Below are 22,848 nucleotides of genomic sequence, written 5' to 3'. Positions count from 1 at the left end.
TGGCGTCAGAACAAAGCCTGATAATAAAAATGCCAGCGATTCGCTGGCATTTTTTTACTCGCTTTCTGCTGGTAATACCGGCGTCCAGTCAATCGGCTTTTCACCTCGTTGTTCCAGCCACTCATTAGCCAGTACAAAATGATTGCAGCCAAAGAAACCGCGATGCGCAGAGAGCGGTGATGGGTGCGGCGCTTTCAATACATGGTGACGCTGCGCATCAATAATCGCACCTTTCTTTTGTGCGTGTGAACCCCAGAGCAGGAATACCACGCCTTCCCGATGTTGGTTAATCAGGCTGATGACTTTATCGGTAAATGTTTCCCATCCCAGACTGGCGTGCGAATGTGCCTGCCCGGCACGGACGGTAAGCACGGTGTTGAGTAACAGCACACCCTGGCGTGCCCAGCTTTCCAGATATCCGTGCGTTGGGCGTGTGAAGCCAGGAATCGTTGCTTCCAGCTCTTTGTACATGTTCAGCAACGAGGGCGGGGTGGCAATACCGGGGCGGACAGAAAACGCGAGACCGTGTGCCTGGCCCGGACCGTGGTATGGATCCTGCCCCAGGATGACGACTTTCACGTCGCCAAGTTCGGTAAAGCGAAAAGCGTTGAATACATCTTTTTGTGGCGGATAAATTGTCATACCTGACTGACGCTCGCCCGCCACAGTATGCAGCGTGTTAACAAAATAAGGCTGCTGTTTCTCTTCTGCCAGCACATCGTGCCAGGTTAATTCGGTGGCCATCTCGCTCTCCTGCGAATTTTCAATCCCCCTAGCTTAACTGCTTCTTTCGACGTCGCAAAATTCTGTACGTTTCTCAAGGGTCTACCCCTTAAAGATAGTTGAAAATTTATGTAAAAAGTTTAGCTGCGCATGTGGCGTAAGTTGATGTAAAACAATAAAATCCAACTATCACCACTTTTCATGTGTGGTTTTTATTGATTTAAATCAAAGATTCAAGGGGGTGTGAGGGGTATATATACACTCAAGCAACAATGGTTTTACCAATTGGCCGGATGACGGCCAACCGAGATCAAATAATTTTGCCGGGGAGGCATCAAATGATTACAGGTATCCAGATTACTAAAGCTGCAAACGACGACCTGCTGAACTCTTTCTGGCTGCTGGACAGCGAAAAAGGCGAAGCACGCTGCATCGTTGCGAAAGCAGGTTTCAATGCTGATGAAGTCGTTGCTGTCAGCAAACTGGGTGAAATCGAATACCGTGAAGTACCGGTAGACGTACAGCCGGAAGTCCGTGTGGAAGGTGGTCAGCACCTGAACGTGAACGTTCTGCGCCGCGAAACTCTGGAAGATGCGGTTAAGCATCCGGAAAAATATCCGCAGTTGACCATCCGTGTTTCTGGTTATGCCGTGCGTTTCAACTCTCTGACGCCAGAACAGCAGCGCGACGTTATTGCTCGTACCTTTACTGAGAGCCTGTAAGGCTCACGGGGAATAACCCCGTCTGGCAGAGAATCTGAAAGCGGAAGATGCCAACGTATCTTCCGCTTTTTTGTGCACAAAAAATGCCGGGCTAAACGGCCCGGCATTCGGTTTACTCTTTGTCGGACTGCTGGGTAGCAGCTCCGCTCGGCTTACGGCGTTTGCCGACATTTTTGGCGTCGCGGTGACGTTTTTTCACCCGCGGTTTCTCTTTCTCTTTCGCTTTTTGCTCGGCGCGCTTCGCCAGCACTTTCTTGGATGGCTTACCGTTAGATTTCTCACTTGGCGCGCGCGTGGTTGGACGCAGTTCGTCGATGACGCGTGCTTTCAGTGGCTCGTCAATGTAGCGGCTCGCTTTGCCGAGCAGCAGATGGTCGTGGGCTTCAACCAAAGAGATCGCAGTACCTTTACGGCCTGCACGACCGGTACGGCCAATGCGGTGCAGATAGGCATCGCCACTGCGCGGCATGTCGAAGTTAAACACGTGGCTGACGTCAGGAATATCGATCCCACGAGCGGCAACGTCGGTTGCTACCAGCACGTTCACACGACCATCGGTCAGGCGTTTGATCGCTTCATTACGTTTGTTCTGCACCATCTCGCCTTCGAGATAGCAGTTATTAATGCCCGCCTGGCGCAACCAGCCTGCCAGCTCGTGCACACGCTCGCGTTTACGTACAAAAACAATCGAGCGGGTCGCTTCCGGCTGTTTTAACAAATGGATCAGCAGGGCCGTTTTGTGCTCGATGTCATCGGCACGGTAGTAAAACTGATGAATCTTCTTGCGTTCGCGGGTAGACGGATCCGCCGAAACTTCAACCGGATCCTCCAACAGACGCTCAGCAAAATCTTTAATCGCATCGCCTTCCAGCGTGGCGGAGAACAGCATAGTTTGCTTACGCCAGCGGGTTTCTCCAGCGATATGCTCGATGTCCTGGGCAAAGCCCATGTCCAACATGCGGTCTGCTTCATCGAGGATTAGTGTCTCAACCGCATGGCAGTCAAAGTTTTCTTCTTTAATGTACTGCAGCAGACGACCGGTAGTGGCGACCACGATGTCCTGGTTTTCGCTAAAGACTTCCATGTGGTTCATGTAAGCCACGCCGCCGGTAATCGTGGCGATATCCAGATGCGTATTCTTCGCCAGTTCACGGGCGTGTTCGGCAACCTGCATCGCCAGTTCGCGCGTCGGTGTCAAAATCAAAATGCGCGGCGGGCCAGATTTCTTGCGCGGGAAGTCGAGCAGGTGCTGCAACGCTGGCAGCAAATATGCCGCCGTTTTACCGGTGCCTGTCGGCGCAGAACCGAGTACATCACGGCCATCGAGCGCAGGCGGAATGGCGGCAGCCTGAATGGCGGTCGGGCGAGTGAAACCTTTTTCCTGGAGGGCATCCAGAAGGCTTTCATCGAGTTCAAGTTCGGAAAAAGTCGTTACAGTCATGTTCTACCTCTGAGTGGGGCGCTGATTATAGACGTTACGGCTGCAATCTTCATCTGTTTGTATGGATATACCTTCTCAGGTATTGTTTTTATCCTATGTTATCGTTTTTTTTCCAGGAAGGTTGTTCTTCATGCCCCAGTCTACATCCGTACTTAGACGTAATGGATTTACTTTTAAGCAGTTTTTTGTGGCACACGATCGTTGTGCAATGAAAGTCGGAACGGACGGCATTTTATTGGGGGCCTGGGCCCCTGTTGCTGGCGTAAAGCGGATCCTGGATATTGGTACCGGGAGCGGCCTGTTGGCGCTGATGCTGGCCCAGCGCACAGATGAAAACGTCATCATTGACGCTGTGGAGCTTGATGTTGATGCCGCGCAGCAGGCGCAGGAGAACATCGCGCAATCCCCGTGGATGCATCGCGTGAACGTTCATACGGAAGATGTGCAGCAGTGGATACCGCGCCAGACCGTGCGCTTTGATTTGATCATCAGCAACCCTCCCTATTATGAACAGGGAGTGGAATGTGCCACGCCGCAGCGCGAGCAGGCTCGCTACACCACCACGCTCGATCATCAAGTATTGCTAACGCTGGCGGCAGACAGCATTACGGAAGAAGGTTTTTTCTGTGTGGTGCTGCCCGAACAGATTGGTAACGCATTTTCCCAGCAGGCACTGGGCATGGGCTGGCATCTGCGATTGCGCACGGATGTAGCAGAAACCGAGGCCCGACTACCGAATCGGGTACTGCTGGCATTCTCCCCGCAGGCCGGGGAGTGCTTTAGTGACAGGCTGGTGATCCGTGGGCCAGACCAACGTTACTCTGAAGGTTACACGGCGCTGACCCAGGCGTTTTATCTGTTCATGTGATGACTTAGCGGTGAGAGAATGGACGGGCCCGCCTCTGGAAGCTGTTCTGGATAATCCAGCGTATAGTGCAGGCCCCGACTCTCTTTACGCATCATCGCGCAGCGGACAATCAGCTCAGCAACCTGCACCAGATTGCGCAGTTCCAGCAAGTTGTTCGACACGCGGAAATGAGCGTAATACTCGTCGATTTCCTGTTGCAACATGGTGATACGGCGCAGGGCGCGCTCCAGACGTTTAGTTGTGCGCACGATACCGACGTAATCCCACATAAATAGCCGCAGCTCATGCCAGTTATGCTGAATCACAACCAGTTCATCCGGGTTTTCTACCCGGCTTTCATCCCAATCCGGGAGGGTGCTGACGCTGCGAGCATAAGGCATTCGCCTGTCGATATCTTCAGCCGCGGACCAGCCGTAAACCAGGCACTCCAGTAATGAGTTTGACGCCATCCGGTTGGCTCCATGCAGGCCGGTGTAACTCACTTCGCCGATCGCATACAGCCCGTCGACATCTGTACGGCCAAAGTCATCCACCATCACGCCGCCGCAGGTATAGTGCGCGGCAGGAACGATGGGAACCGGCTCTTTGGTCAAATTGATGCCCAGTCCCAGCAATTTTTCATAAATCATCGGGAAATGCTGACGAACAAATTCTTCCGGTTTATGGCTGATGTCGAGAAACATGCAGTCAGCGCCCAGGCGCTTCATTTCGTGGTCAATGGCGCGGGCAACAATATCGCGGGGAGCCAGTTCGCCACGCTCGTCAAAATCGGGCATAAAGCGCGAACCGTCCGGGCGCTTCAGATGTGCGCCTTCGCCACGCAGCGCCTCGGTTAGCAGAAAGTTGCGCGCCTGCGGATGATACAGCGCCGTCGGGTGAAACTGGTTAAATTCCAGGTTGGCGACACGGCATCCCGCGCGCCAGGCCATCGCAATCCCATCACCCGAGGAAATATCTGGATTGGTGGTGTATTGGTACACCTTTGACGCGCCGCCGGTGGCCAACACTACTGACTTGGCATGGCAGGTTTCTACGGCTTCTTTATTACGGTTCCAGATCCAGGCTCCGACAACCCGACGCGTTCCCGGCAGACCGATTTTATCGGAGACAATCAGATCGACGGCATTACTGCGCTCAAGAACCCGTATGTTTGGGTGATTTTGTGCCTGGCTGACGAGGGTGGTTTCGACTTCTTTACCGGTGGCATCCGCAGAGTGCAGAATGCGTCGATGGCTATGACCGCCTTCACGGGTCAGGTGATAGCTCTCTTCACCGTTGGGCTGAACCTGCGTATCAAATAAAACGCCCTGATCGATAAGCCACTGAACGCAGGTGCGGGCATTGCTGGCGACAAATTCAACCGCATGGCGATCGCACAGGCCGGCCCCGGCAATCAGAGTATCTTCAACGTGGGAATCGATGCTGTCGGTTTCATCAAACACCGCGGCAATACCGCCCTGGGCATAAAATGTCGAGCCTTCGCTGACCGGACCTTTGCTCAGGACAATAACCTGATGTTTTTCGGCCAGGCGCAGCGCCAGTGAGAGTCCGGCAGCCCCGCTGCCAATGATCAGCACGTCACAGGATAATTCAGGAGTCGTATTCATGATTTTTGTTTAATTTACTAAACAGTGTTTGGTCACCATAGCACCACATTGCGCGATACTGCACGTTTTATTTTTAAATGTGTTGCAGTGACTAAACATGAAAAAAAAGCATGACGAGGACGAAATGAGCAAAAATATTTTGTGAAGCAGGCCGTTAGCACCAGATTATGTGATGAAATAAAGTGGCCGTTGGGTTACTCTGCAAGCGGTGAAATGGGCATTTCTAAACAGATAGTGCGTCGATCGGATTATGTAGACTTATAATGAGAGATAAGACCTGTCTACAACATGACAAACAAAAAACAATGCGTAACGGAACTTTACGAAACTTGAGCACTCTAAGCATTTGCTTGCTCATAGTGAAGCTGATGGAGTGGCGTTTCGAAGGCGCGTGGAAATTTGGTTTGGGGAGACTTTACCTCGGATGAGCGAGCAGTTAACGGACCAGGTCCTGGTAGAACGGGTCCAGAAGGGAGATCAGAAAGCCTTTAACCTACTGGTAGTGCGCTATCAGCATAAGGTGGCGAGTCTGGTTTCTCGCTATGTACCGTCGGGCGATGTACCCGATGTAGTACAAGAAGCATTTATCAAGGCCTATCGTGCGCTGGACTCGTTCCGGGGAGATAGTGCTTTTTATACTTGGCTGTATCGTATTGCAGTCAATACAGCGAAGAATTACCTGGTCGCTCAGGGGCGTCGTCCACCTTCCAGTGATATTGATGCGATTGAAGCAGAAAATTACGAAAGTGGCGGTGCGCTGAAAGAAATTTCGAACCCTGAGAACTTAATGTTGTCAGAAGAACTGAGACAGATAGTTTTCCGGACTATTGAGTCCCTCCCGGAAGATTTACGCATGGCAATAACCTTGCGGGAGCTGGATGGCCTGAGCTATGAAGAGATAGCCGCTATCATGGATTGTCCGGTAGGTACGGTGCGTTCACGTATCTTCCGAGCGAGGGAAGCTATTGATAATAAAGTTCAACCGCTTATCAGGCGTTGACGATAGCGGGATACTGGAAAAGGTATTAGGCATGCAGAAAGAAAAACTTTCCGCTTTAATGGATGGCGAAACGCTGGATACTGAGTTACTCAAAGAGCTGACTCAGGACCCGGAAATGCAAAAAACCTGGGAGAGTTATCACCTGATTCGCGATTCTATGCGAGGTGATACCGCCGACGTTCTCCATTTCGATATTTCCGCCCGCGTAATGGCTGCCATCCAGGATGAGCCAGTACCTCAGACGGTGCCATTGATTCCTGAGGCCCAGCCAGCACCGCACCAGTGGCAGAAAATGCCATTCTGGAAGAAAATGCGTCCATGGGCCGCGCAGCTTACCCAAATGGGTGTGGCCGCGTGTGTATCACTTGCAGTTATTGTTGGCGTCCAGCACTATAATGGGCAATCTGAAACGTCCCAGCAGCCCGAAACGCCGGTATTTAATACATTACCGATGATGGGTAAAGCCAGTCCGGTAAGCTTGGGTGTACCCTCTGACGCGACGGCCAGCGGTGGTCAGCAACAGCAGGTACAGGAGCAGCGTCGTCGTATTAATGCCATGTTGCAGGACTACGAACTGCAACGTCGACTGCACTCTGAACAGCTTCAGTTTGAGCAGGCCCAAACACAGCAAGCCGCTGTGCAGGTGCCAGGAATTCAAACTTTAGGAACGCAATCGCAGTAATGAAGCAACTTTGGTTTGCCATGTCACTTGTGGCTGGTAGCCTGTTTTTCTCTGTAAACGCCTCGGCCAATCCTGCGTCCGGGGCGTTGTTGCAGCAGATGAATCTGGCCAGCCAGTCGCTAACCTATGAGCTGTCATTTGTCAGCATCAATAAGCAGGGTGTTGAATCCCTACGTTATCGCCATGCTCGCCTGGATAACCGTCCGCTAGCGCAACTGTTGCAAATGGATGGACCGCGGCGGGAAGTGGTGCAGCGTGGCAATGAAATCAGCTATTTTGAGCCTGGTCTCGAACCGTTCACGCTGAACGGCGACTATATCGTTGACTCTCTGCCCTCTCTGATTTACACCGACTTCAAACGTCTTGCTCCCTACTATGACTTTATCTCAGTAGGTCGCACCCGCATTGCCGATCGGCTCTGTGAAGTGATCCGCGTAGTCGCCCGTGACGGTACGCGTTACAGCTATATCGTCTGGATGGACACGGAGACTAAGCTGCCGATGCGCGTCGATCTTCTCGACCGTGATGGTGAGACGCTGGAACAGTTCCGTGTTATCGCGTTTACCGTAAACAACGGCGTTAGCGATAGCATGCAGACGCTGGCGAAAGCCAATCTACCGCCGTTGCTGTCAGTTCCTGCGGGCGAAAAAACCAACTTCAACTGGAGTCCGTCGTGGTTGCCGCAAGGCTTCAGCGAAGTTTCCAGCAGTCGGCGTCCGCTGCCGACGATGGATAACATGCCGATCGAATCGCGCCTATATTCTGATGGCCTGTTCAGTTTCTCCGTAAACGTAAACCGTGCGATGCAAAACAGCGCCGATCAGCTGTTGCGAACCGGGCGTAGAACGGTTAGTACCAGCGTGCGTGATAACGCGGAAATTACGATTGTGGGCGAGCTTCCACCGCAAACGGCGAAGCGTATCGCGGACAATATTAAGTTCAGGGCTGCACAATGATTAAAGAGTGGGCGACAGTCGTCTCCTGGCAAAATGGTCTGGCGACGGTCAGCTGTGATGTTAAAGCATCATGTAGCAGCTGTGCTTCGCGGGCCGGATGCGGGAGCCGCGTGCTGAACAAACTTGGGCCGCAGACCACGCATACCATTGTGGTGCCCAGCGACGAACCCTTAGCGCCCGGTCAAAAAGTTGAACTGGGTATTGCCGAGGGTAGCCTGCTGGGTTCAGCGATGTTGGTCTACATGTCTCCGTTGGCGGGGCTCTTTCTCTTCGCGGCGTTATTCCAGGTGCTGTTTGGTTCCGACCTTGCGGCATTAAGCGGTGCCGTGCTGGGGGGCGTGGGCGGATTCCTGATTGCCCGTGGATACTCTCGTAAGCTTGCTGAGCGCGAAGCCTGGCAGCCGGTCATTCTGAACGTTGCTCTCCCACCCGATCTCATTCGCGTCGAAACCCAACAGTGATAGCTTTGCCTGATGGCGCTTGTGTCGCCATCCGGCAAAAGTTTCACCGACTTTGCAAAGTTGTTTCCAGTTCCCGCTATCCTTGCTCTATGAACATTTCCTCGCCTCAGCGTTGTAGTGTAGAATGCGGCGTTTCACTTAAACAGACGTTAAGCTCAGATCAGCGACTTCTCAGAGCCTGCTCAGGCGGGCGTAAGGCACAATAATTACACTATATGAAGAACATACGTAACTTTTCAATCATAGCTCACATCGACCACGGTAAATCGACGCTGTCTGACCGTATTATCCAGATCTGCGGTGGCCTGTCTGACCGTGAAATGGAAGCGCAGGTTCTCGACTCGATGGATCTTGAGCGTGAGCGCGGTATTACTATCAAAGCGCAGAGCGTGACGCTCGATTTCAAAGCATCTGATGGTGAAACCTATCAGCTTAACTTTATCGACACCCCGGGCCACGTTGACTTCTCGTATGAAGTTTCCCGCTCGCTTGCTGCCTGTGAAGGCGCACTGCTGGTGGTTGATGCCGGACAGGGCGTCGAAGCACAGACCCTGGCTAACTGCTATACCGCCATGGAAATGGATCTGGAAGTGGTGCCGGTACTGAACAAAATTGACCTGCCAGCCGCCGATCCTGAGCGTGTGGCGGAAGAGATCGAAGATATCGTCGGTATTGATGCGACGGATGCCGTTCGCTGTTCGGCGAAAACCGGCGTAGGCGTCACTGACGTTCTTGAACGTCTGGTGCGCGACATCCCGCCGCCGGAAGGCGACCCGGAAGGTCCGTTACAGGCGCTAATCATCGACTCCTGGTTCGATAACTACCTGGGCGTCGTGTCACTGGTGCGTATTAAAAACGGCACCATGCGTAAAGGCGACAAAATTAAAGTGATGAGCACCGGTCAGGTCTATAACGCTGACCGTCTGGGCATCTTCACGCCAAAACAGGTTGACCGTACCGAGCTGAAATGCGGCGAGGTGGGTTGGTTGGTTTGTGCGATTAAAGACATCCTGGGCGCACCGGTTGGCGATACCCTGACGCAGGCGCGTAACCCGGCGGACAAGCCGCTGCCAGGCTTTAAAAAAGTGAAGCCACAGGTTTACGCCGGTCTGTTCCCGGTGAGCTCTGACGACTACGAAAACTTCCGTGACGCGCTCGGCAAGCTGAGCCTCAACGACGCCTCCCTGTTCTATGAACCGGAAAGCTCAACCGCGCTGGGCTTCGGCTTCCGCTGTGGCTTCCTCGGTCTGCTGCACATGGAGATCATTCAGGAACGTCTGGAACGTGAATACGATCTGGATCTGATCACTACCGCGCCGACCGTAGTCTACGAAGTCGAAACCACGGCGAAAGAGACGATCTACGTCGATAGCCCGTCCAAGCTGCCGCCGTTGAACAACATTTACGAACTGCGTGAGCCGATTGCTGAGTGTCACATGCTGCTGCCGCAGGCTTACCTCGGTAACGTCATCACGCTGTGTATCGAGAAGCGCGGCGTACAGACCAACATGGTTTACCACGGTAACCAGGTGGCGCTGACCTATGAAATTCCGATGGCGGAAGTGGTACTCGACTTCTTCGACCGTCTGAAGTCAACTTCTCGCGGCTATGCGTCGCTGGACTATAACTTCAAACGTTTCCAGGCGTCTGACATGGTGCGCGTTGATGTTCTCATCAACAACGAACGTGTCGATGCGCTGGCGCTGATTACCCACCGCGACAACTCCCAGAGCCGTGGTCGTGAACTGGTCGAGAAGATGAAAGATCTGATCCCTCGCCAGCAGTTTGATATCGCGATCCAGGCGGCCATTGGTACGCACATCATCGCGCGTTCAACGGTTAAGCAACTGCGTAAAAACGTTCTGGCGAAATGCTACGGTGGCGATATCAGCCGTAAGAAAAAGCTGCTGCAAAAACAGAAAGAGGGTAAAAAGCGCATGAAGCAGATCGGTAACGTCGAACTGCCACAGGAAGCCTTCCTCGCCATTCTGCATGTCGGTAAAGACAGCAAATAATCTTAAGGAGTTGGCATGGCGAACATGTTTGCCCTGATTCTGGTGATTGCCACACTGGTGACGGGCATTTTATGGTGCGTAGATAAATTCATCTTCGCGCCTAAACGCCGGGAGCGTCAGGCAGCAGCGCAAGCTGCTGCAGGTGATTCACTGGATAAAGCAACGCTGAAAAAAGTGGCCCCTAAGCCAGGCTGGCTGGAAACCGGGGCATCCGTTTTCCCGGTTTTAGCTATTGTGCTGGTGGTGCGTTCATTTATTTATGAGCCGTTCCAGATCCCGTCTGGTTCGATGATGCCGACACTGCTTATCGGTGACTTTATCCTGGTGGAGAAATTCGCCTACGGGATTAAAGATCCGATTTACCAGAAAACGCTGATCGAAACCGGCCATCCGAAACGCGGTGATATCGTGGTGTTTAAATACCCGGAAGATCCGCGTCTGGACTACATCAAACGTGCTGTCGGTTTACCGGGAGACAAAGTGACGTACGATCCGGTGGCGAAAGAGGTAACTATTCAGCCAGGATGCAGTTCCGGTCAGGCGTGTGAAAACGCGCTGCCGGTAACGTACTCTGATGTTCAGCCAAGTGATTTTGTGCAGACATTTGCGCGTCGTAACGGCGGTGAAGCGACCAGCGGCTTCTTTGAGGTTCCGCTGAATGAAACGAAAGATAACGGTATTCGCCTCTCCGAGCGTAAAGAAACGCTGGGTGAGGTAACGCACCGCATTCTGACCGTGCCAATCGCGCAGGATCAGGTGGGGATGTATTACCGCCAGCCAGGCCAGCAGTTGGCAACCTGGATCGTCCCGCCGGGACACTACTTCATGATGGGTGATAACCGTGACAACAGTGCGGACAGCCGTTACTGGGGATTTGTGCCGGAAGCGAATCTGGTTGGTAAAGCAACCGCTATCTGGATGAGTTTCGATAAGCAAGAAGGCGAATGGCCGACCGGTGTGCGTTTAAGCCGTATTGGTGGCATTCACTAATCGCTGATAATCGTTCACGTTGTCGTCATTATGGCGACAGCGTGAATTATTTCTCGGATAAATTCCCGCAGACTAACGACATCCCTTGTCGTTGTGTATAGAATATTCCCCCGAAGTTTGAGGTTGGCACCGACAGGTTGCCACGGCACACGAAACAGCGTTGGTTTGTGTATAAATGCATTCAGCCGAAGCGGGATGGCTAAGCGAAATGCGTATATCAGGTCTGTTTCGTGTGCTGAATTGTTGACGCATTCATTTATTGGTATCGCATGAACCCCATCGTAATTAATCGGCTTCAACGGAAGCTGGGCTACACTTTTAATCATCAGGAGCTGTTGCAGCAGGCATTAACTCACCGTAGCGCCAGCAGCAAACATAACGAGCGTTTAGAATTTTTAGGCGACTCTATTCTGAGCTTTGTTATCGCTAATGCGCTGTATCACCGTTTTCCGCGTGTGGATGAAGGTGATATGAGTCGCATGCGCGCGACGCTGGTTCGCGGCAATACGCTGGCTGAATTAGCCCGTGAGTTTGACCTCGGTGAATGTTTACGTTTGGGGCCTGGCGAGCTGAAAAGCGGCGGTTTCCGTCGTGAATCGATCCTGGCAGATACCGTTGAAGCTTTGATCGGCGGCGTCTTCCTCGACAGCGATATTCAAACCGTTGAACAACTGATCCTGAACTGGTATCAGACTCGTCTGGATGAAATTAGCCCAGGCGATAAACAAAAAGATCCGAAAACGCGCCTGCAGGAATATTTGCAGGGTCGCCACCTGCCGCTACCGTCCTATCTGGTGGTGCAGGTTCGTGGTGAAGCACACGATCAAGAATTTACTATCCACTGCCAGGTCAGCGGCCTGAGTGAACCGGTGGTTGGCACAGGTTCGAGCCGTCGTAAGGCTGAGCAGGCTGCCGCCGAACAGGCGTTGAAAAAACTGGAGCTGGAATGAGCGAAGAGAAAACTTACTGCGGATTTATTGCCATCGTCGGTCGCCCGAACGTCGGCAAATCCACCCTGTTGAATAATCTGCTTGGGCAGAAGATTTCCATAACCTCACGTAAGGCTCAGACAACACGTCACCGTATTGTTGGCATCCATACCGAAGGTGCGTATCAGGCGATTTATGTTGATACCCCGGGCCTGCATATGGAAGAAAAACGGGCGATCAACCGCCTGATGAACAAAGCGGCAAGCAGCTCGATTGGTGATGTTGAACTGGTTATTTTCGTTGTGGAAGGCACCCGTTGGACGCCGGACGACGAAATGGTGCTCAACAAGCTGCGCGACGGTAAAGCCCCGGTTATTCTGGCTGTGAACAAAGTGGACAACGTTCAGGAAAAAGCCGATTTACTGCCGCACCTGCAGTTCCTGGCAAGCCAGATGAACTTCCTTGATATTGTCCCGATTTCTGCCGAAACCGGCCTGAATGTTGATACCGTTGCGGGCATCGTGCGTAAGCACCTGCCGGAAGCCATTCATCACTTCCCGGAAGATTACATCACCGACCGTTCTCAGCGCTTTATGGCGTCTGAAATCATCCGTGAAAAGCTGATGCGTTTTCTGGGGGCTGAACTGCCGTACTCCGTTACCGTGGAGATTGAACGTTTTATCTCTAACGAACGCGGTGGTTACGATATTAACGGGCTGATCCTCGTTGAACGTGAAGGGCAGAAGAAGATGGTTATTGGCAACAAAGGGGCCAAAATTAAAACCATCGGCATCGAAGCGCGTAAAGACATGCAGGAGATGTTCGAAGCGCCCGTTCACCTCGAGCTGTGGGTGAAAGTGAAATCCGGCTGGGCCGATGACGAGCGCGCGCTGCGTAGCCTCGGTTACGGCGACGACGTCTAATTTTTCATAGGTTATGGCTTTCGAGGTGCAGGAAGACGGCAAGACCGCAGATCCTCGAGAGCTTACTCAAGTGAGTGACTGGGGTGAGTGGGCGCAGCCAACACACCTGCAGCTTGAAAGACGGCGGGTATGATGGAAGGATGGCAACGCGCTTTTGTCCTGCATAGCCGCCCGTGGAGCGAAACCAGTCTCGTGCTGGACGTCTTCACGGAAGAATCGGGTCGTGTGCGCCTGGTGGCTAAAGGCGCGCGCTCCAAACGTTCTAATCTCAAAGGCGCGCTCCAGCCTTTTACTCCGTTGTTGCTTCGCTTTGGTGGACGTGGTGAGGTCAAAACCTTACGCAGTGCCGAAGCCGTTTCTCTGGCTCTCCCCCTTAGCGGTATCACACTGTACAGCGGCTTGTATATCAACGAGCTTATCTCTCGTGTACTTGAGTATGAGACCCGCTTTTCTGAACTCTTTTTCGACTACCTCAACTGTATTCAGGCGCTGGCTGGCGCGACGGGTTCGCCAGAGCCTGCGCTGCGTCGCTTTGAGCTGGCCTTACTTGGACATCTGGGGTACGGCGTCGATTTTACCCACTGTGCGGGTAGTGGCGAGCCGGTGGACGACACTATGACCTATCGTTACCGGGAAGAAAAAGGGTTTATCGCAAGCGTAGTGATTGATAACGCCACCTTTACCGGACGCCATCTGAAAGCACTCGAATCGCGGGAATTTCCGGATGCTGATACGCTTCGCGCCGCGAAACGCTTTACCCGCATGGCGTTAAAGCCGTATCTTGGTGGTAAGCCGTTAAAAAGCCGGGAACTGTTCCGGCAATTTATGCCAAAACGCGCAGTAAAAACAAAAAATGATTAACGAGGATGGATTGCCATGGCCGAATTACTGTTAGGCGTCAACATTGACCACATTGCCACTTTACGTAATGCACGCGGCACCGCATACCCTGACCCGGTTCAGGCGGCGTTTATCGTTGAGCAGGCGGGCGCAGACGGCATTACCGTGCACCTGCGTGAAGACCGTCGCCATATTACCGATCGCGACGTGCGCATTTTGCGCCAGACGCTGGATACGCGTATGAATCTGGAAATGGCGGTAACCGAAGAGATGCTGGCGATTGCCGTTGAGACTAAGCCGCATTTTTGCTGCCTGGTGCCGGAAAAACGTCAGGAAGTGACGACTGAAGGTGGCCTGGACGTCGCCGGTCAGCGTGACAAGATGCGTGATGCCTGCAAACGCCTGGCGGACGCAGGCATTCTGGTTTCGCTGTTTATCGATGCTGATGACGAACAGATTAAGGCCGCTGCTGAAGTCGGCGCGCCATACATCGAAATTCACACCGGCTGTTACGCCGATGCGAAAACCGACGCTGAACAGGCCAGCGAACTGGCGCGTATCGCCAAAGCGGCGACCTTTGCCGCCAGCCTTGGCCTGAAGGTGAATGCGGGGCACGGCCTGACGTACCACAACGTTAAAGCCATCGCCCGGATCCCGGAAATGCACGAGTTGAACATTGGCCATGCCATTATCGGCCGCGCGGTGATGAGTGGTCTGAAAGATGCAGTAGTCGAAATGAAGCGCCTGATGCTGGAAGCGCGTGGCTAATGGCGATTCTGGGATTAGGTACGGATATCGTGGAGATTGCCCGCATCGAAGCGGTGATCTCCCGTTCCGGCGACCGTCTGGCAAGACGCGTGCTCAGCGACAACGAATGGGCAATCTGGGAGACGCATCAGCAACCGGTGCGCTTTCTGGCGAAGCGTTTTGCGGTCAAAGAGGCGGCAGCAAAAGCCTTTGGTACCGGTATTCGCAACGGTCTGGCGTTTAATCAGTTTGAAGTCTTTAACGACGAACTCGGTAAGCCGCGTCTGCGGTTATGGGGGGAGGCGTTAAAACTGGCGGAAAAACTCGGCGTCGCACATATGCATGTGACGCTGGCCGATGAGCGTCACTACGCCTGCGCCACGGTGATTATCGAGAGCTAACGTTTTGTCGACCTGATAAGCATCGCATCATCAGGCAACGTTACAGCTTATCGGCGTGGTGCATCAGTACAAACTTATCCCACAGCTGCTCTTCCGTTTCGACATGTGCCGGATCTTTCAAAATAGTATTGGGGATCGGGCACACCTTCTGGCAGGTTGGCGTGTCGTAATGGCCTACGCATTCCGTACACTTGTCGCTGTTAATCTCGTAAATGCTGTCACCCATCGAAATCGCCTCATTCGGGCATTCGGGCTCGCACATATCGCAATTGATACACTTTTTAGTGATTAACAGGGCCATCAGGAAACTCTCAAAACATCACAAATCGGGCGGGCATTATACGCGCATTCTTTGCTCAGACCAGTTTTTTTACCAGTGCTTCGCTGTGGCGAATGCGTTCCGGGGCATGCTCCAGATCTTGCTGCACCAGCGCCATAAACAGTAAATCAGTGAGCATCATTTGCGCATGGGTAGAGGAAATCGCTGCGCTGCGCGTGGCCTGTTCTTCAGCAATCGTGTACAGACAATGAGTTGCGCGCTGTTGCAGGGCGTTAGGTGTAAATCCGGTGATGGCGAGAATTTTGGCTCCGGCGCGCAACGTTTCATCCGCAGCCAGGTTGAGTTCGCGCCGTTCTCCGGTATACGAAATGGCCAGCAGCAGATCGTTGGGTGAAAGCGCCTGCACCGCCGCCAGCAGGGCGTGCATATCGCGTTCAACCACCGCGTTAAACCCAATCTTTAGCAGTTTCCAGGCAAAATTCTGCGCTACCAGACCCGATGCGCCAATCCCGGTCAGGATAATGCGCCGGGCTGAGCGCAGCATCGTGACGCTCTCTATCAGTTTCTCTTCGCTGTTGACGTCCAGCGTCGCATGCATCGCCGCCACGTTTTCTTTAATCAGTTTTTCGCCCACCATACGCATGGGGTCGTCACCGCGAATCTGATTATGCACCGGAATGGAATGAGGGTTGGGATTGCTGGCCAACGCTTCGCTAATCGCCAGTTTCAGCGCCGGAAACCCTTTAAAGCCCATCTTTTGCGCGAACTTCACCACGCTGGACTGGCTGACGCCTGCTTCAAAGGCCAACTGCTGTGAGCTGAGATGACGCGCGGTATCCGGCTGAGCAAGAAGATAATCCGCAAGTTTTTTATCGCTTTGCGCGAGGTCCGGGTAACGCTGACGAATGCGAATTAAACAGTTCATGCTGTCTCCTGGCGAAAACGTGATGGCGATTGCAAAACAAAATTTCACTCGCCTGGATGAATATAATATTCCATTATGACAGATTATTATGAATTAAAAATTCCTAAGGAACAAAAAATGAATCTCGGTGCATTAGTTTCAGAAACCCGCAATCCACAGACCATGGATCTGGATGCGCTCTCAACGTTGGAGTTGGTTCATCGATTTAATCAACAGGATACGCTGGTAGCGGAAGCAGTAAAAGCAACTCTGCCTCAAGTTGCGTGCGCGGTCGATGCGGCAGCCAACGCGTTAAAAGCCGGTGGACGCATTATTTACATGGGCGCAGGTACCAGCGGACGTCTTGGAGTGCTGGACGCGTCTGAGTGCCCACCGACCTTCGGTGTACCGCATGGTCTGGTGGTTGGGCTGATTGCCGGGGGGCCGGGCGCGCTGCTCAAGGCGGTAGAAGGCGCGGAAGATAACCCGCAGTTAGGCGAGGACGATCTGCGCGCACTCAACCTTACTGCACAGGATCTGGTGGTTGGTCTGGCGGCTTCAGGTCGCACGCCGTATGTGATTGGCGGGCTGAAATATGCGCGTTCGGTGGGTTGTACGACGGCGGCTATTTCCTGCAATCCGGATTCTCCTGTCGCGCATGAAGCGGATATTGCGATCTCCCCGGTGGTGGGACCGGAGGCGTTGACCGGGTCAACACGGCTGAAATCCGGCACCGCGCAAAAATTGGTGCTCAATATGATCTCCACCGGTGCGATGGTGAAATTTGGCAAGGTGTACCAGAACCTGATGGTGGATATGCAGGCAACCAACGTCAAACTGGTCGATCGAGCGTGCCGTATGGTGGTTGAAGCCACCGGCATTGCGCGTGAACAGGCGCAAGCGCTATTAAAGCAGACTGATTTTGACGTTAAGCCAGCGATTTTAATGGCGCTCACCGGCCTGGATGCCGCTACCGCCCGTGAAAAGCTTGCCGCTCACCAGGGTTTTTTACGCGCGGCGTTAGAACACTAAGAGGTTTATATGGATAAGACGGCGGTGCTGGCCAGCGACATTCTGCTGGGCGTAGGCGGAGAGCAAAATATTCTGCGCCTGGAAAACTGTATGACCCGCGTCAGGGTGGAAGTTCAGGATGACGATCAGATTGATATTCCCCGTCTCAGGCAACTGCCCGGTGTTAGCGGTTACGTGAAGCAGGGCGCGCAGCATCAGATAATCGTCGGCCCCGGTAAAGCTGCCAAGGTGGTGGATGCCATGCGCTCCCTGATTGCCGGTGACGGCGAGCGTGCAGATGTGAATAATATCGAGCGCACCAAATCAGAGGCCAAAGCGAAGTACAAAGCGCCAATGAGCGATGCGCTGCGCAAGCTGGCGAACGTCTTTATCCCTCTTATTCCGGCGTTTATCGCCTCCGGTTTGATTACCGGCATTATTAACATCCTTAAGCGACCGGATATCGTGGGGGATTTTGCGACCCATTATCCGAATATGCTGGGGCTGATGGGCATATTTGGCAGCGCCGTGTTTGCCATCATGAATATTCTGGTTGGGGTGAATACCGCCAAAGTCTTCGGCGGCTCTCTGGCGATGGGCGGGGTGATGGCGGGGATCCTCTCCAGTCCGCAGCTGGCGCAGATTACCCTGTTTGGCGAAGCGTTGCAGCCGGGGCGCGGCGGGGTGATCGCAGTGCTGCTGGTGGTTGCGCTGATGTGTTGGATCGAGCGCAAATTCCGCGAGCTGTTGCCGGAATCGCTGGAGCTTATTCTTAACCCGCTGCTGACCACGATCATTACCGGGGCCATCGCGATTGTGGCGTTACAACCGCTTGGAGGCTGGATTTCTGAATCTATCGCTCACGGCGCATCCTGGGCTATCGACCGCGGCGGTTTCCTGGTTGGTGCCATACTGGCGGGAACTTTCCTGCCATTGGTGCTCACCGGACTTCATCAAGGGTTGGTGCCCATCCACGTTGAGCTGGTACAGGCACACGGTTATAACGCGCTCTTTCCTATCCTGGCGATGGCAGGCGTTGGACAAGTAGGGGCTGCGATAGCGGTGTTGATGAAAACCCGTAATGCGCGGCTAAAGAAAGTGATCAAAGGAGCGCTGCCGGTCGGGCTGCTGGGCATTGGCGAGCCGCTTATTTTTGGCGTCACGCTGCCGTTGGGTAAACCGTTTATCGGTGCCTGCCTTGGCGGAGCGGTAGGCGGGGCGCTGATTAGCTACTGGAAGGTGGCGACGGTTATCACCTTTGGCATCTCCGGTTTGCCGCTGGCACTGACGATTGTTGCCGGAAAAGTGATGTTCTATCTGTTAGGCTATCTGGTAGCAGTTATCGCCGGGTTCCTGTTTACCTGGCTATTGGGGTTCAACGATCCAGAGGAATAAGGTTTGACCAATCACCAGCGCCGCGTTGTTTTTTTTGATTTGGATGGCACGTTACACCAGCAGGATATGTTCGGTAGCTTTATACGTTATCTGCTGCGTCGCCAGCCGCTGAACGCGTTGCTTGTGCTGCCTCTGCTACCGGTGATTGCGCTGGCGCTGCTGATACAAGGGCGTGCCGCCCGCTGGCCAATGAGCCTGCTGTTGTGGGGATGCACTTTTGGTCGTAGCGAGGCGCGTCTGAAAGGGCATCAGGCTGACTTTGTGCGCTGGTTTCGCAGTAACGTGACGGCCTTTCCGCTCGTTCAGCAGCGGCTGACAACCTACCTGTTAAGCTCTGACGCCGAAATCTGGCTTATCACTGGCTCCCCGCAGTCGCTGGTCGAGCAGGTGTACTTCGACACGCCGTGGCTACCGCGTGTCAATCTGATCGCCAGTAAAATGGCGCGGGGATTCGGCGGGTGGGTACTGCCTCTGCGCTGTCTGGGCCATGAGAAAGTGACGCAACTGGAACGCCACATTGGTGCGCCGCTTCAGCTTTACAGTGGCTACAGCGACAGTAATCAGGACAATCCTCTGCTCTCTTTTTGCCAGCATCGCTGGCGCGTCACGCCGCGCGGAGAGCTGCAACAACTCGAATAGAGTAAACGATAGCGTCTGTGTATAATGCGCCCGCTTTGATTACTGGAGTTACCCCCTTTGTCTGAAGTTGAATTTAGCCACGAATACTGGATGCGTCATGCTTTAACGCTGGCTAAGCGCGCCTGGGATGAGCGTGAAGTCCCGGTGGGCGCGGTATTGGTACATAACAACCGCGTGATTGGCGAAGGCTGGAACCGTCCGATTGGTCACCATGATCCGACTGCCCACGCTGAAATTATGGCGCTGCGTCAGGGCGGCCTGGTGCTGCAAAACTACCGTCTGTTGGATACCACGCTGTATGTCACTCTGGAGCCGTGTGTGATGTGCGCAGGCGCGATGGTGCACAGCCGTATCGGCCAGGTCGTTTTTGGCGCGCGCGATGCGAAAACGGGGGCAGCCGGGTCATTAATGGATGTACTGCATCACCCTGGAATGAATCATCGGGTGGAGGTGACCGAAGGGGTGCTACGAGATGAATGCGCCACGTTGCTCAGTGATTTCTTCCGCATGCGTCGTCAGGAAATCAAAGCGCTGAAAAAAAACGCCAATTTGTAAATGCCGGTCTGATTGCCTGATGACGCTGCGCTTATCAGGCCTACGAGGCTACTTGCCCTCTTTTTTCTGCGGTGAAAACAGCAGGGAAGGGGAGTGCGACAGGTAATTTGACGACGTCTGAGACAAAAACGACGAAAGCGGCAATTCATCTTTACCTATTAGCTCTGCCGGCGTCACCGCCGGGTAATCCTGCGCCAGTTGCTGCGTTTCAAGCGCCCGTTTTTCTTTCTCCTGCAGATACCCCACCAGGCTAATTTGGTACTTACGGATATTTTCTACATAAGCGTAGGCTTCGTGGCCTCGCGCATAACCATAGGTCAGCTTGTTGTAATACGGCTTTTGGCTGAGCAGTGGCAGACGCTGTTTTACGTCGGACCAGCTGTTCGGATTGCCTTTGGTTTTCACGGTCAGCGCCCGTGCATCCAGCATGTGCGCGTAACCCATGTTGTAGGCTGCGAGCGCAAACCAGATGCGTTCCCCTTCGGGGACGGTATCGGGCACTTTACTCATCATATCCTGCAAATACCGTGCGCCGCCGCTGATGCTTTGTTCGGCATCGGTGCGGTCAGTCAGTCCGAGACTTTGAGCGGTATTTTTGGTCAGCATCATCAACCCGCGTACGCCGGTCGGGGAAGTGGCCTGCGCGTCCCAGTGTGACTCCTGATAAGAGATTGCGGCGAGCAGTCGCCAGTCTATCTCCTGCGCATATTTCTCAAACAGCGGCTTAAGGTCCGGCAATACGCTGTCTACGGCGCGTAAAAAGGTGCGGGTATCAACATAGTCAAAATCATCGCCATGTCCGAGATACTTTTCTTCTAGTCGCGCCAGAGAGCCGTCTTCATTCATGGTGTTAAAAAAATCCAACAGGGCGGCAGACAGCGTGTTGTCATCGTCCAGGCGACTAAACCAGGTCACCGGCTGTTCGTCAGATACGTCCAGCGCTACGGCCAGTTCAGGATGTACGCGTTGGTATAAGCTGATGGCGACGGAATCGGCAATGGTGTAATCCAGCTTCCCGGCGATAACATCATCAAGCAGTTCAGTAGTGCCCTTTTTGTCATCCACCTTCCAGCTCAGATCGGGAAATTTATTCTCTTTAAGTAACTGGAGATCGTTAACCACCACGTGTCCCGGGGCGATGGTCAACTGATTTTCGTTCACAGTGGCAAGAGTGCGCGGGCGGTATTGCCCAACCCGATACACCAACTGTTGTGAAACCGAATAGTAGGTTGGGCCGGGCTGGTAATTTTTCACCCGCTCGCTGTTATATACCAGGCCTGCGGCTAACAGATCGGCATGGCCGTTATCCAGGTCGTCAAAAAGCTGGCTGATGTTCTGGCGCACGGTGACTTTTAACTTCACGCCCAGGTAGTTGGCGAACGCCTGAGTCAGTTCATAATCCAGGCCGAATTTCTTACCGTTGAGGGTCGCGTAAGTTAACGGCGAGTCGAGGGTACTGACGCGCAGTTCTCCCCGCGACTGAATGGCGGCGATACGATTTTCGGCTTTACCGAACCAGGGAATAGATGGCCAGAGGGCCGCTGCCAACAACAGCGTTAATATGCCGATGAACAGATAATTAATCTTTAATTTTTTCAATTAGTTAATTCTCTGAACCGTACGTTGTCTCTGCCTGCTGTGGTGATGATTAAGAAGTGAAGTCGTCATTAATGAGCGGCATTTTGCTTAAACTTGCGTCAGTTGGCAACTTATTCAGAAACCAGACCGCATTTGATGATAAGAGACGGTCGTGATTTTATTTCGACGCAAACGGTTTCGTCGGCGCGGTAGATTCTTTATAATGACGCCCGTTTCCCCCACTTGGGCACACCGAAAGCTTAGAAGACGAGAGACTTATGATGGAAATTCTGCGTGGTTCACCTGCACTGTCTGCATTCCGTATTAACAAACTGCTGGCACGTTTTCAGGCTGCCAACCTCCAGGTCCACAATATTTACGCCGAGTACGTCCATTTTGCCGATCTGAATGCACCGTTGAATGAGGATGAGCACGCCCAGCTTGTACGCCTGCTGAAATATGGTCCTGCTCTTCACAGCCATGCCCCTGAAGGCAAACTGCTGCTGGTTACGCCTCGCCCTGGCACCATCTCCCCGTGGTCTTCTAAAGCGACTGATATTGCCCACAACTGCGGCCTGCAACAGATTAGCCGTCTGGAACGTGGCATTGCCTGGTATGTAGAAGCCTCTACGCTGACCGCTGAGCAGTGGCAGATGGTTGCTGACGAACTGCACGACCGCATGATGGAAACGGTTTTCTCTGCGCTGAACGATGCCGAAAAACTGTTTGTCCATCACCAGCCTGCGCCGGTCTCCAGTGTTGATCTGCTGGGTGAGGGACGCCAGGCGCTGATCGACGCTAACTTGCGTCTCGGTCTGGCGCTGGCGGAAGACGAAATCGACTATCTGCAGGATGCGTTTACCAAACTGGGACGCAACCCGAACGACATTGAACTGTACATGTTTGCGCAGGCTAACTCCGAGCACTGCCGCCACAAAATTTTTAACGCCGACTGGGTTATCGACGGTAAACAGCAGCCCAAGTCGCTGTTCAAGATGATTAAAAACACTTTCGAAACCACGCCGGACCACGTGCTGTCTGCCTATAAAGACAACGCCGCGGTCATGGAAGGTTCTGAAGTGGGCCGCTACTTTGCCGACCACAAAACCGGCCGCTACGATTTCCATCAGGAGCCAGCCCACATTCTGATGAAGGTTGAAACCCACAACCACCCGACGGCT

At 53.4% G+C, this 22,848-nt stretch carries 24 protein-coding genes and 1 pseudogene; 19 read left to right on the top strand and 6 right to left on the bottom strand.

The window, feature by feature from the left end:
* Positions 1-54 precede the first annotated feature (54 nt).
* Positions 55-744, bottom strand: a complete 690-nt coding sequence (gene ung / locus FDW87_RS01780) for a uracil-DNA glycosylase (RefSeq protein WP_016154055.1) — start codon at positions 742-744, stop codon at positions 55-57.
* 317 nt (positions 745-1,061) lie between these two features.
* Between ung and grcA the strand changes: the two genes are divergently transcribed.
* Positions 1,062-1,445, top strand: coding sequence for an autonomous glycyl radical cofactor GrcA (gene grcA, locus FDW87_RS01775; protein WP_003037563.1), 384 nt, complete (start codon positions 1,062-1,064; stop codon positions 1,443-1,445).
* 112 nt (positions 1,446-1,557) lie between these two features.
* Here the strand turns inward: grcA and srmB are convergent, their stop codons facing one another.
* Positions 1,558-2,886, bottom strand: coding sequence for an ATP-dependent RNA helicase SrmB (srmB, locus tag FDW87_RS01770; protein ID WP_016157176.1), 1,329 nt, complete (start codon positions 2,884-2,886; stop codon positions 1,558-1,560).
* A gap of 130 nt (positions 2,887-3,016) precedes the next feature.
* Here srmB and trmN point away from each other — a divergent pair, with 130 nt between their 5' ends.
* The gene (gene trmN, locus FDW87_RS01765; RefSeq protein ID WP_075847623.1) at positions 3,017-3,754 is read left to right on the top strand and encodes a tRNA(1)(Val) (adenine(37)-N(6))-methyltransferase TrmN; all 738 of its coding nucleotides are present in this window, start codon (positions 3,017-3,019) and stop codon (positions 3,752-3,754) included.
* Here the strand turns inward: trmN and nadB are convergent.
* Positions 3,739-5,361, bottom strand: a complete 1,623-nt coding sequence (gene nadB / locus FDW87_RS01760; RefSeq protein ID WP_137379389.1) for an L-aspartate oxidase — start codon at positions 5,359-5,361, stop codon at positions 3,739-3,741. The two genes, trmN and nadB, sit on opposite strands and share 16 nt — an antisense overlap.
* 263 nt (positions 5,362-5,624) lie before the next feature.
* Between nadB and rseD the strand changes: the two genes are divergently transcribed.
* From rseD to acpS, 12 genes are all read left to right on the top strand, one after another.
* Positions 5,625-5,789 (top strand): rpoE leader peptide RseD, encoded by a 165-nt coding sequence (gene rseD / locus FDW87_RS01755; RefSeq protein WP_049259737.1) that lies wholly within the window; start codon positions 5,625-5,627, stop codon positions 5,787-5,789.
* On the top strand, positions 5,786-6,361 hold the full coding sequence (rpoE, locus tag FDW87_RS01750; protein ID WP_003037573.1) for an RNA polymerase sigma factor RpoE: 576 nt from the start codon (positions 5,786-5,788) through the stop codon (positions 6,359-6,361). Before rseD ends, rpoE begins: the two co-directional genes overlap by 4 nt.
* A 31-nt stretch (positions 6,362-6,392) precedes the next feature.
* Positions 6,393-7,043, top strand: a complete 651-nt coding sequence (gene rseA / locus FDW87_RS01745) for an anti-sigma-E factor RseA (protein ID WP_137379388.1) — start codon at positions 6,393-6,395, stop codon at positions 7,041-7,043.
* Positions 7,043-7,999 (top strand): sigma-E factor regulatory protein RseB, encoded by a 957-nt coding sequence (gene rseB / locus FDW87_RS01740; protein ID WP_003847063.1) that lies wholly within the window; start codon positions 7,043-7,045, stop codon positions 7,997-7,999. The genes rseA and rseB overlap by 1 nt, the downstream gene beginning before the upstream one ends.
* Positions 7,996-8,460, top strand: a complete 465-nt coding sequence (gene rseC, locus FDW87_RS01735) for a SoxR-reducing system protein RseC (protein ID WP_016157173.1) — start codon at positions 7,996-7,998, stop codon at positions 8,458-8,460. Before rseB ends, rseC begins: the two co-directional genes overlap by 4 nt.
* 215 nt (positions 8,461-8,675) lie before the next feature.
* Entirely contained in the window at positions 8,676-10,475 is a 1,800-nt protein-coding gene (lepA, locus tag FDW87_RS01730; RefSeq protein ID WP_003037577.1) for a translation elongation factor 4, read from the top strand.
* 15 nt (positions 10,476-10,490) lie between these two features.
* Positions 10,491-11,465, top strand: coding sequence for a signal peptidase I (lepB, locus tag FDW87_RS01725; RefSeq protein WP_016154048.1), 975 nt, complete (start codon positions 10,491-10,493; stop codon positions 11,463-11,465).
* Positions 11,466-11,734: 269 nt separating this feature from the next.
* Complete coding sequence (gene rnc / locus FDW87_RS01720) at positions 11,735-12,415, top strand: ribonuclease III (protein WP_003037579.1); 681 nt, start codon at positions 11,735-11,737, stop codon at positions 12,413-12,415.
* Positions 12,412-13,317 carry a GTPase Era gene (gene era / locus FDW87_RS01715; RefSeq protein ID WP_003037581.1) on the top strand — a complete coding sequence of 302 codons (906 nt, stop codon included), beginning with the start codon at positions 12,412-12,414 and terminating at the stop codon, positions 13,315-13,317. The genes rnc and era overlap by 4 nt, the downstream gene beginning before the upstream one ends.
* Before the next feature lie 132 nt (positions 13,318-13,449).
* Positions 13,450-14,178 carry a DNA repair protein RecO gene (gene recO, locus FDW87_RS01710; protein WP_016154047.1) on the top strand — a complete coding sequence of 243 codons (729 nt, stop codon included), beginning with the start codon at positions 13,450-13,452 and terminating at the stop codon, positions 14,176-14,178.
* Between the two features lie 15 nt (positions 14,179-14,193).
* A complete protein-coding gene (gene pdxJ, locus FDW87_RS01705; RefSeq protein ID WP_016157172.1) occupies positions 14,194-14,925 on the top strand; it encodes a pyridoxine 5'-phosphate synthase in 732 nt (243 codons plus the stop codon).
* Entirely contained in the window at positions 14,925-15,305 is a 381-nt protein-coding gene (gene acpS / locus FDW87_RS01700) for a holo-ACP synthase (protein ID WP_003037588.1), read from the top strand. The genes pdxJ and acpS overlap by 1 nt, the downstream gene beginning before the upstream one ends.
* Before the next feature lie 40 nt (positions 15,306-15,345).
* Here acpS and FDW87_RS01695 read toward each other — a convergent pair whose 3' ends face one another.
* On the bottom strand, positions 15,346-15,606 hold the full coding sequence (locus FDW87_RS01695; RefSeq protein WP_003037590.1) for a YfhL family 4Fe-4S dicluster ferredoxin: 261 nt from the start codon (positions 15,604-15,606) through the stop codon (positions 15,346-15,348).
* 55 nt (positions 15,607-15,661) lie between these two features.
* Positions 15,662-16,510: a MurR/RpiR family transcriptional regulator gene (locus FDW87_RS01690; RefSeq protein ID WP_016154045.1), complete on the bottom strand. Its 849-nt coding sequence runs from the start codon at positions 16,508-16,510 to the stop codon at positions 15,662-15,664.
* A gap of 117 nt (positions 16,511-16,627) precedes the next feature.
* Between FDW87_RS01690 and murQ the strand changes: the two genes are divergently transcribed.
* Genes murQ through tadA form a run of 4 tightly spaced genes read left to right on the top strand, consistent with a single transcriptional unit; the run spans position 16,628 to position 20,089 of the window.
* Positions 16,628-17,521: an N-acetylmuramic acid 6-phosphate etherase gene (murQ, locus tag FDW87_RS01685; RefSeq protein ID WP_019077406.1), complete on the top strand. Its 894-nt coding sequence runs from the start codon at positions 16,628-16,630 to the stop codon at positions 17,519-17,521.
* Between the two features lie 9 nt (positions 17,522-17,530).
* Positions 17,531-18,895, top strand: a complete 1,365-nt coding sequence (locus FDW87_RS01680) for a PTS transporter subunit EIIC (protein WP_109017799.1) — start codon at positions 17,531-17,533, stop codon at positions 18,893-18,895.
* 3 nt (positions 18,896-18,898) lie between these two features.
* Complete coding sequence (yfhb, locus tag FDW87_RS01675) at positions 18,899-19,534, top strand: phosphatidylglycerophosphatase C (protein ID WP_016157167.1); 636 nt, start codon at positions 18,899-18,901, stop codon at positions 19,532-19,534.
* Between the two features lie 57 nt (positions 19,535-19,591).
* Positions 19,592-20,089, top strand: coding sequence for a tRNA adenosine(34) deaminase TadA (gene tadA / locus FDW87_RS01670; RefSeq protein WP_019077403.1), 498 nt, complete (start codon positions 19,592-19,594; stop codon positions 20,087-20,089).
* A 48-nt stretch (positions 20,090-20,137) separates the two neighbouring features.
* Here the strand turns inward: tadA and mltF are convergent, their stop codons facing one another.
* Entirely contained in the window at positions 20,138-21,688 is a 1,551-nt protein-coding gene (gene mltF / locus FDW87_RS01665) for a membrane-bound lytic murein transglycosylase MltF (RefSeq protein ID WP_047416469.1), read from the bottom strand.
* A 257-nt stretch (positions 21,689-21,945) separates the two neighbouring features.
* Between mltF and FDW87_RS21500 the strand changes: the two are divergent.
* Positions 21,946-22,848 (top strand): annotated as a pseudogene (locus FDW87_RS21500) (phosphoribosylformylglycinamidine synthase); the annotation flags it as partial.

It is taken from the genome of Citrobacter sp. wls826, from assembly GCF_005281245.1.
Classification (GTDB): Bacteria; Pseudomonadota; Gammaproteobacteria; order Enterobacterales; family Enterobacteriaceae; genus Citrobacter; species Citrobacter braakii.
Note: the sequence above shows the minus strand (reverse complement) of the source record. Positions and strands in the feature narration are given on the sequence as shown.

What these genes read in the sequence shown, in the direction of transcription:
- rpoE (WP_003037573.1), top strand. Translation starts at nt 5,786, where the DNA reads ATGAGCGAGCAGTTAACGGACCAGGTCCTGGTAGAACGGGTCCAGAAG.
- grcA (WP_003037563.1), top strand. Translation starts at nt 1,062, where the DNA reads ATGATTACAGGTATCCAGATTACTAAAGCTGCAAACGACGACCTGCTG.
- FDW87_RS01690 (WP_016154045.1), bottom strand. Translation starts at nt 16,510, where the DNA reads ATGAACTGTTTAATTCGCATTCGTCAGCGTTACCCGGACCTCGCGCAA.
- lepA (WP_003037577.1), top strand. Translation starts at nt 8,676, where the DNA reads ATGAAGAACATACGTAACTTTTCAATCATAGCTCACATCGACCACGGT.
- era (WP_003037581.1), top strand. Translation starts at nt 12,412, where the DNA reads ATGAGCGAAGAGAAAACTTACTGCGGATTTATTGCCATCGTCGGTCGC.
- srmB (WP_016157176.1), bottom strand. Translation starts at nt 2,886, where the DNA reads ATGACTGTAACGACTTTTTCCGAACTTGAACTCGATGAAAGCCTTCTG.
- recO (WP_016154047.1), top strand. Translation starts at nt 13,450, where the DNA reads ATGGAAGGATGGCAACGCGCTTTTGTCCTGCATAGCCGCCCGTGGAGC.
- lepB (WP_016154048.1), top strand. Translation starts at nt 10,491, where the DNA reads ATGGCGAACATGTTTGCCCTGATTCTGGTGATTGCCACACTGGTGACG.
- FDW87_RS01695 (WP_003037590.1), bottom strand. Translation starts at nt 15,606, where the DNA reads ATGGCCCTGTTAATCACTAAAAAGTGTATCAATTGCGATATGTGCGAG.
- rseC (WP_016157173.1), top strand. Translation starts at nt 7,996, where the DNA reads ATGATTAAAGAGTGGGCGACAGTCGTCTCCTGGCAAAATGGTCTGGCG.
- FDW87_RS01680 (WP_109017799.1), top strand. Translation starts at nt 17,531, where the DNA reads ATGGATAAGACGGCGGTGCTGGCCAGCGACATTCTGCTGGGCGTAGGC.
- pdxJ (WP_016157172.1), top strand. Translation starts at nt 14,194, where the DNA reads ATGGCCGAATTACTGTTAGGCGTCAACATTGACCACATTGCCACTTTA.
- ung (WP_016154055.1), bottom strand. Translation starts at nt 744, where the DNA reads ATGGCCACCGAATTAACCTGGCACGATGTGCTGGCAGAAGAGAAACAG.
- rseA (WP_137379388.1), top strand. Translation starts at nt 6,393, where the DNA reads ATGCAGAAAGAAAAACTTTCCGCTTTAATGGATGGCGAAACGCTGGAT.
- rseB (WP_003847063.1), top strand. Translation starts at nt 7,043, where the DNA reads ATGAAGCAACTTTGGTTTGCCATGTCACTTGTGGCTGGTAGCCTGTTT.
- murQ (WP_019077406.1), top strand. Translation starts at nt 16,628, where the DNA reads ATGAATCTCGGTGCATTAGTTTCAGAAACCCGCAATCCACAGACCATG.
- trmN (WP_075847623.1), top strand. Translation starts at nt 3,017, where the DNA reads ATGCCCCAGTCTACATCCGTACTTAGACGTAATGGATTTACTTTTAAG.
- rnc (WP_003037579.1), top strand. Translation starts at nt 11,735, where the DNA reads ATGAACCCCATCGTAATTAATCGGCTTCAACGGAAGCTGGGCTACACT.
- rseD (WP_049259737.1), top strand. Translation starts at nt 5,625, where the DNA reads ATGAGAGATAAGACCTGTCTACAACATGACAAACAAAAAACAATGCGT.
- nadB (WP_137379389.1), bottom strand. Translation starts at nt 5,361, where the DNA reads ATGAATACGACTCCTGAATTATCCTGTGACGTGCTGATCATTGGCAGC.
- acpS (WP_003037588.1), top strand. Translation starts at nt 14,925, where the DNA reads ATGGCGATTCTGGGATTAGGTACGGATATCGTGGAGATTGCCCGCATC.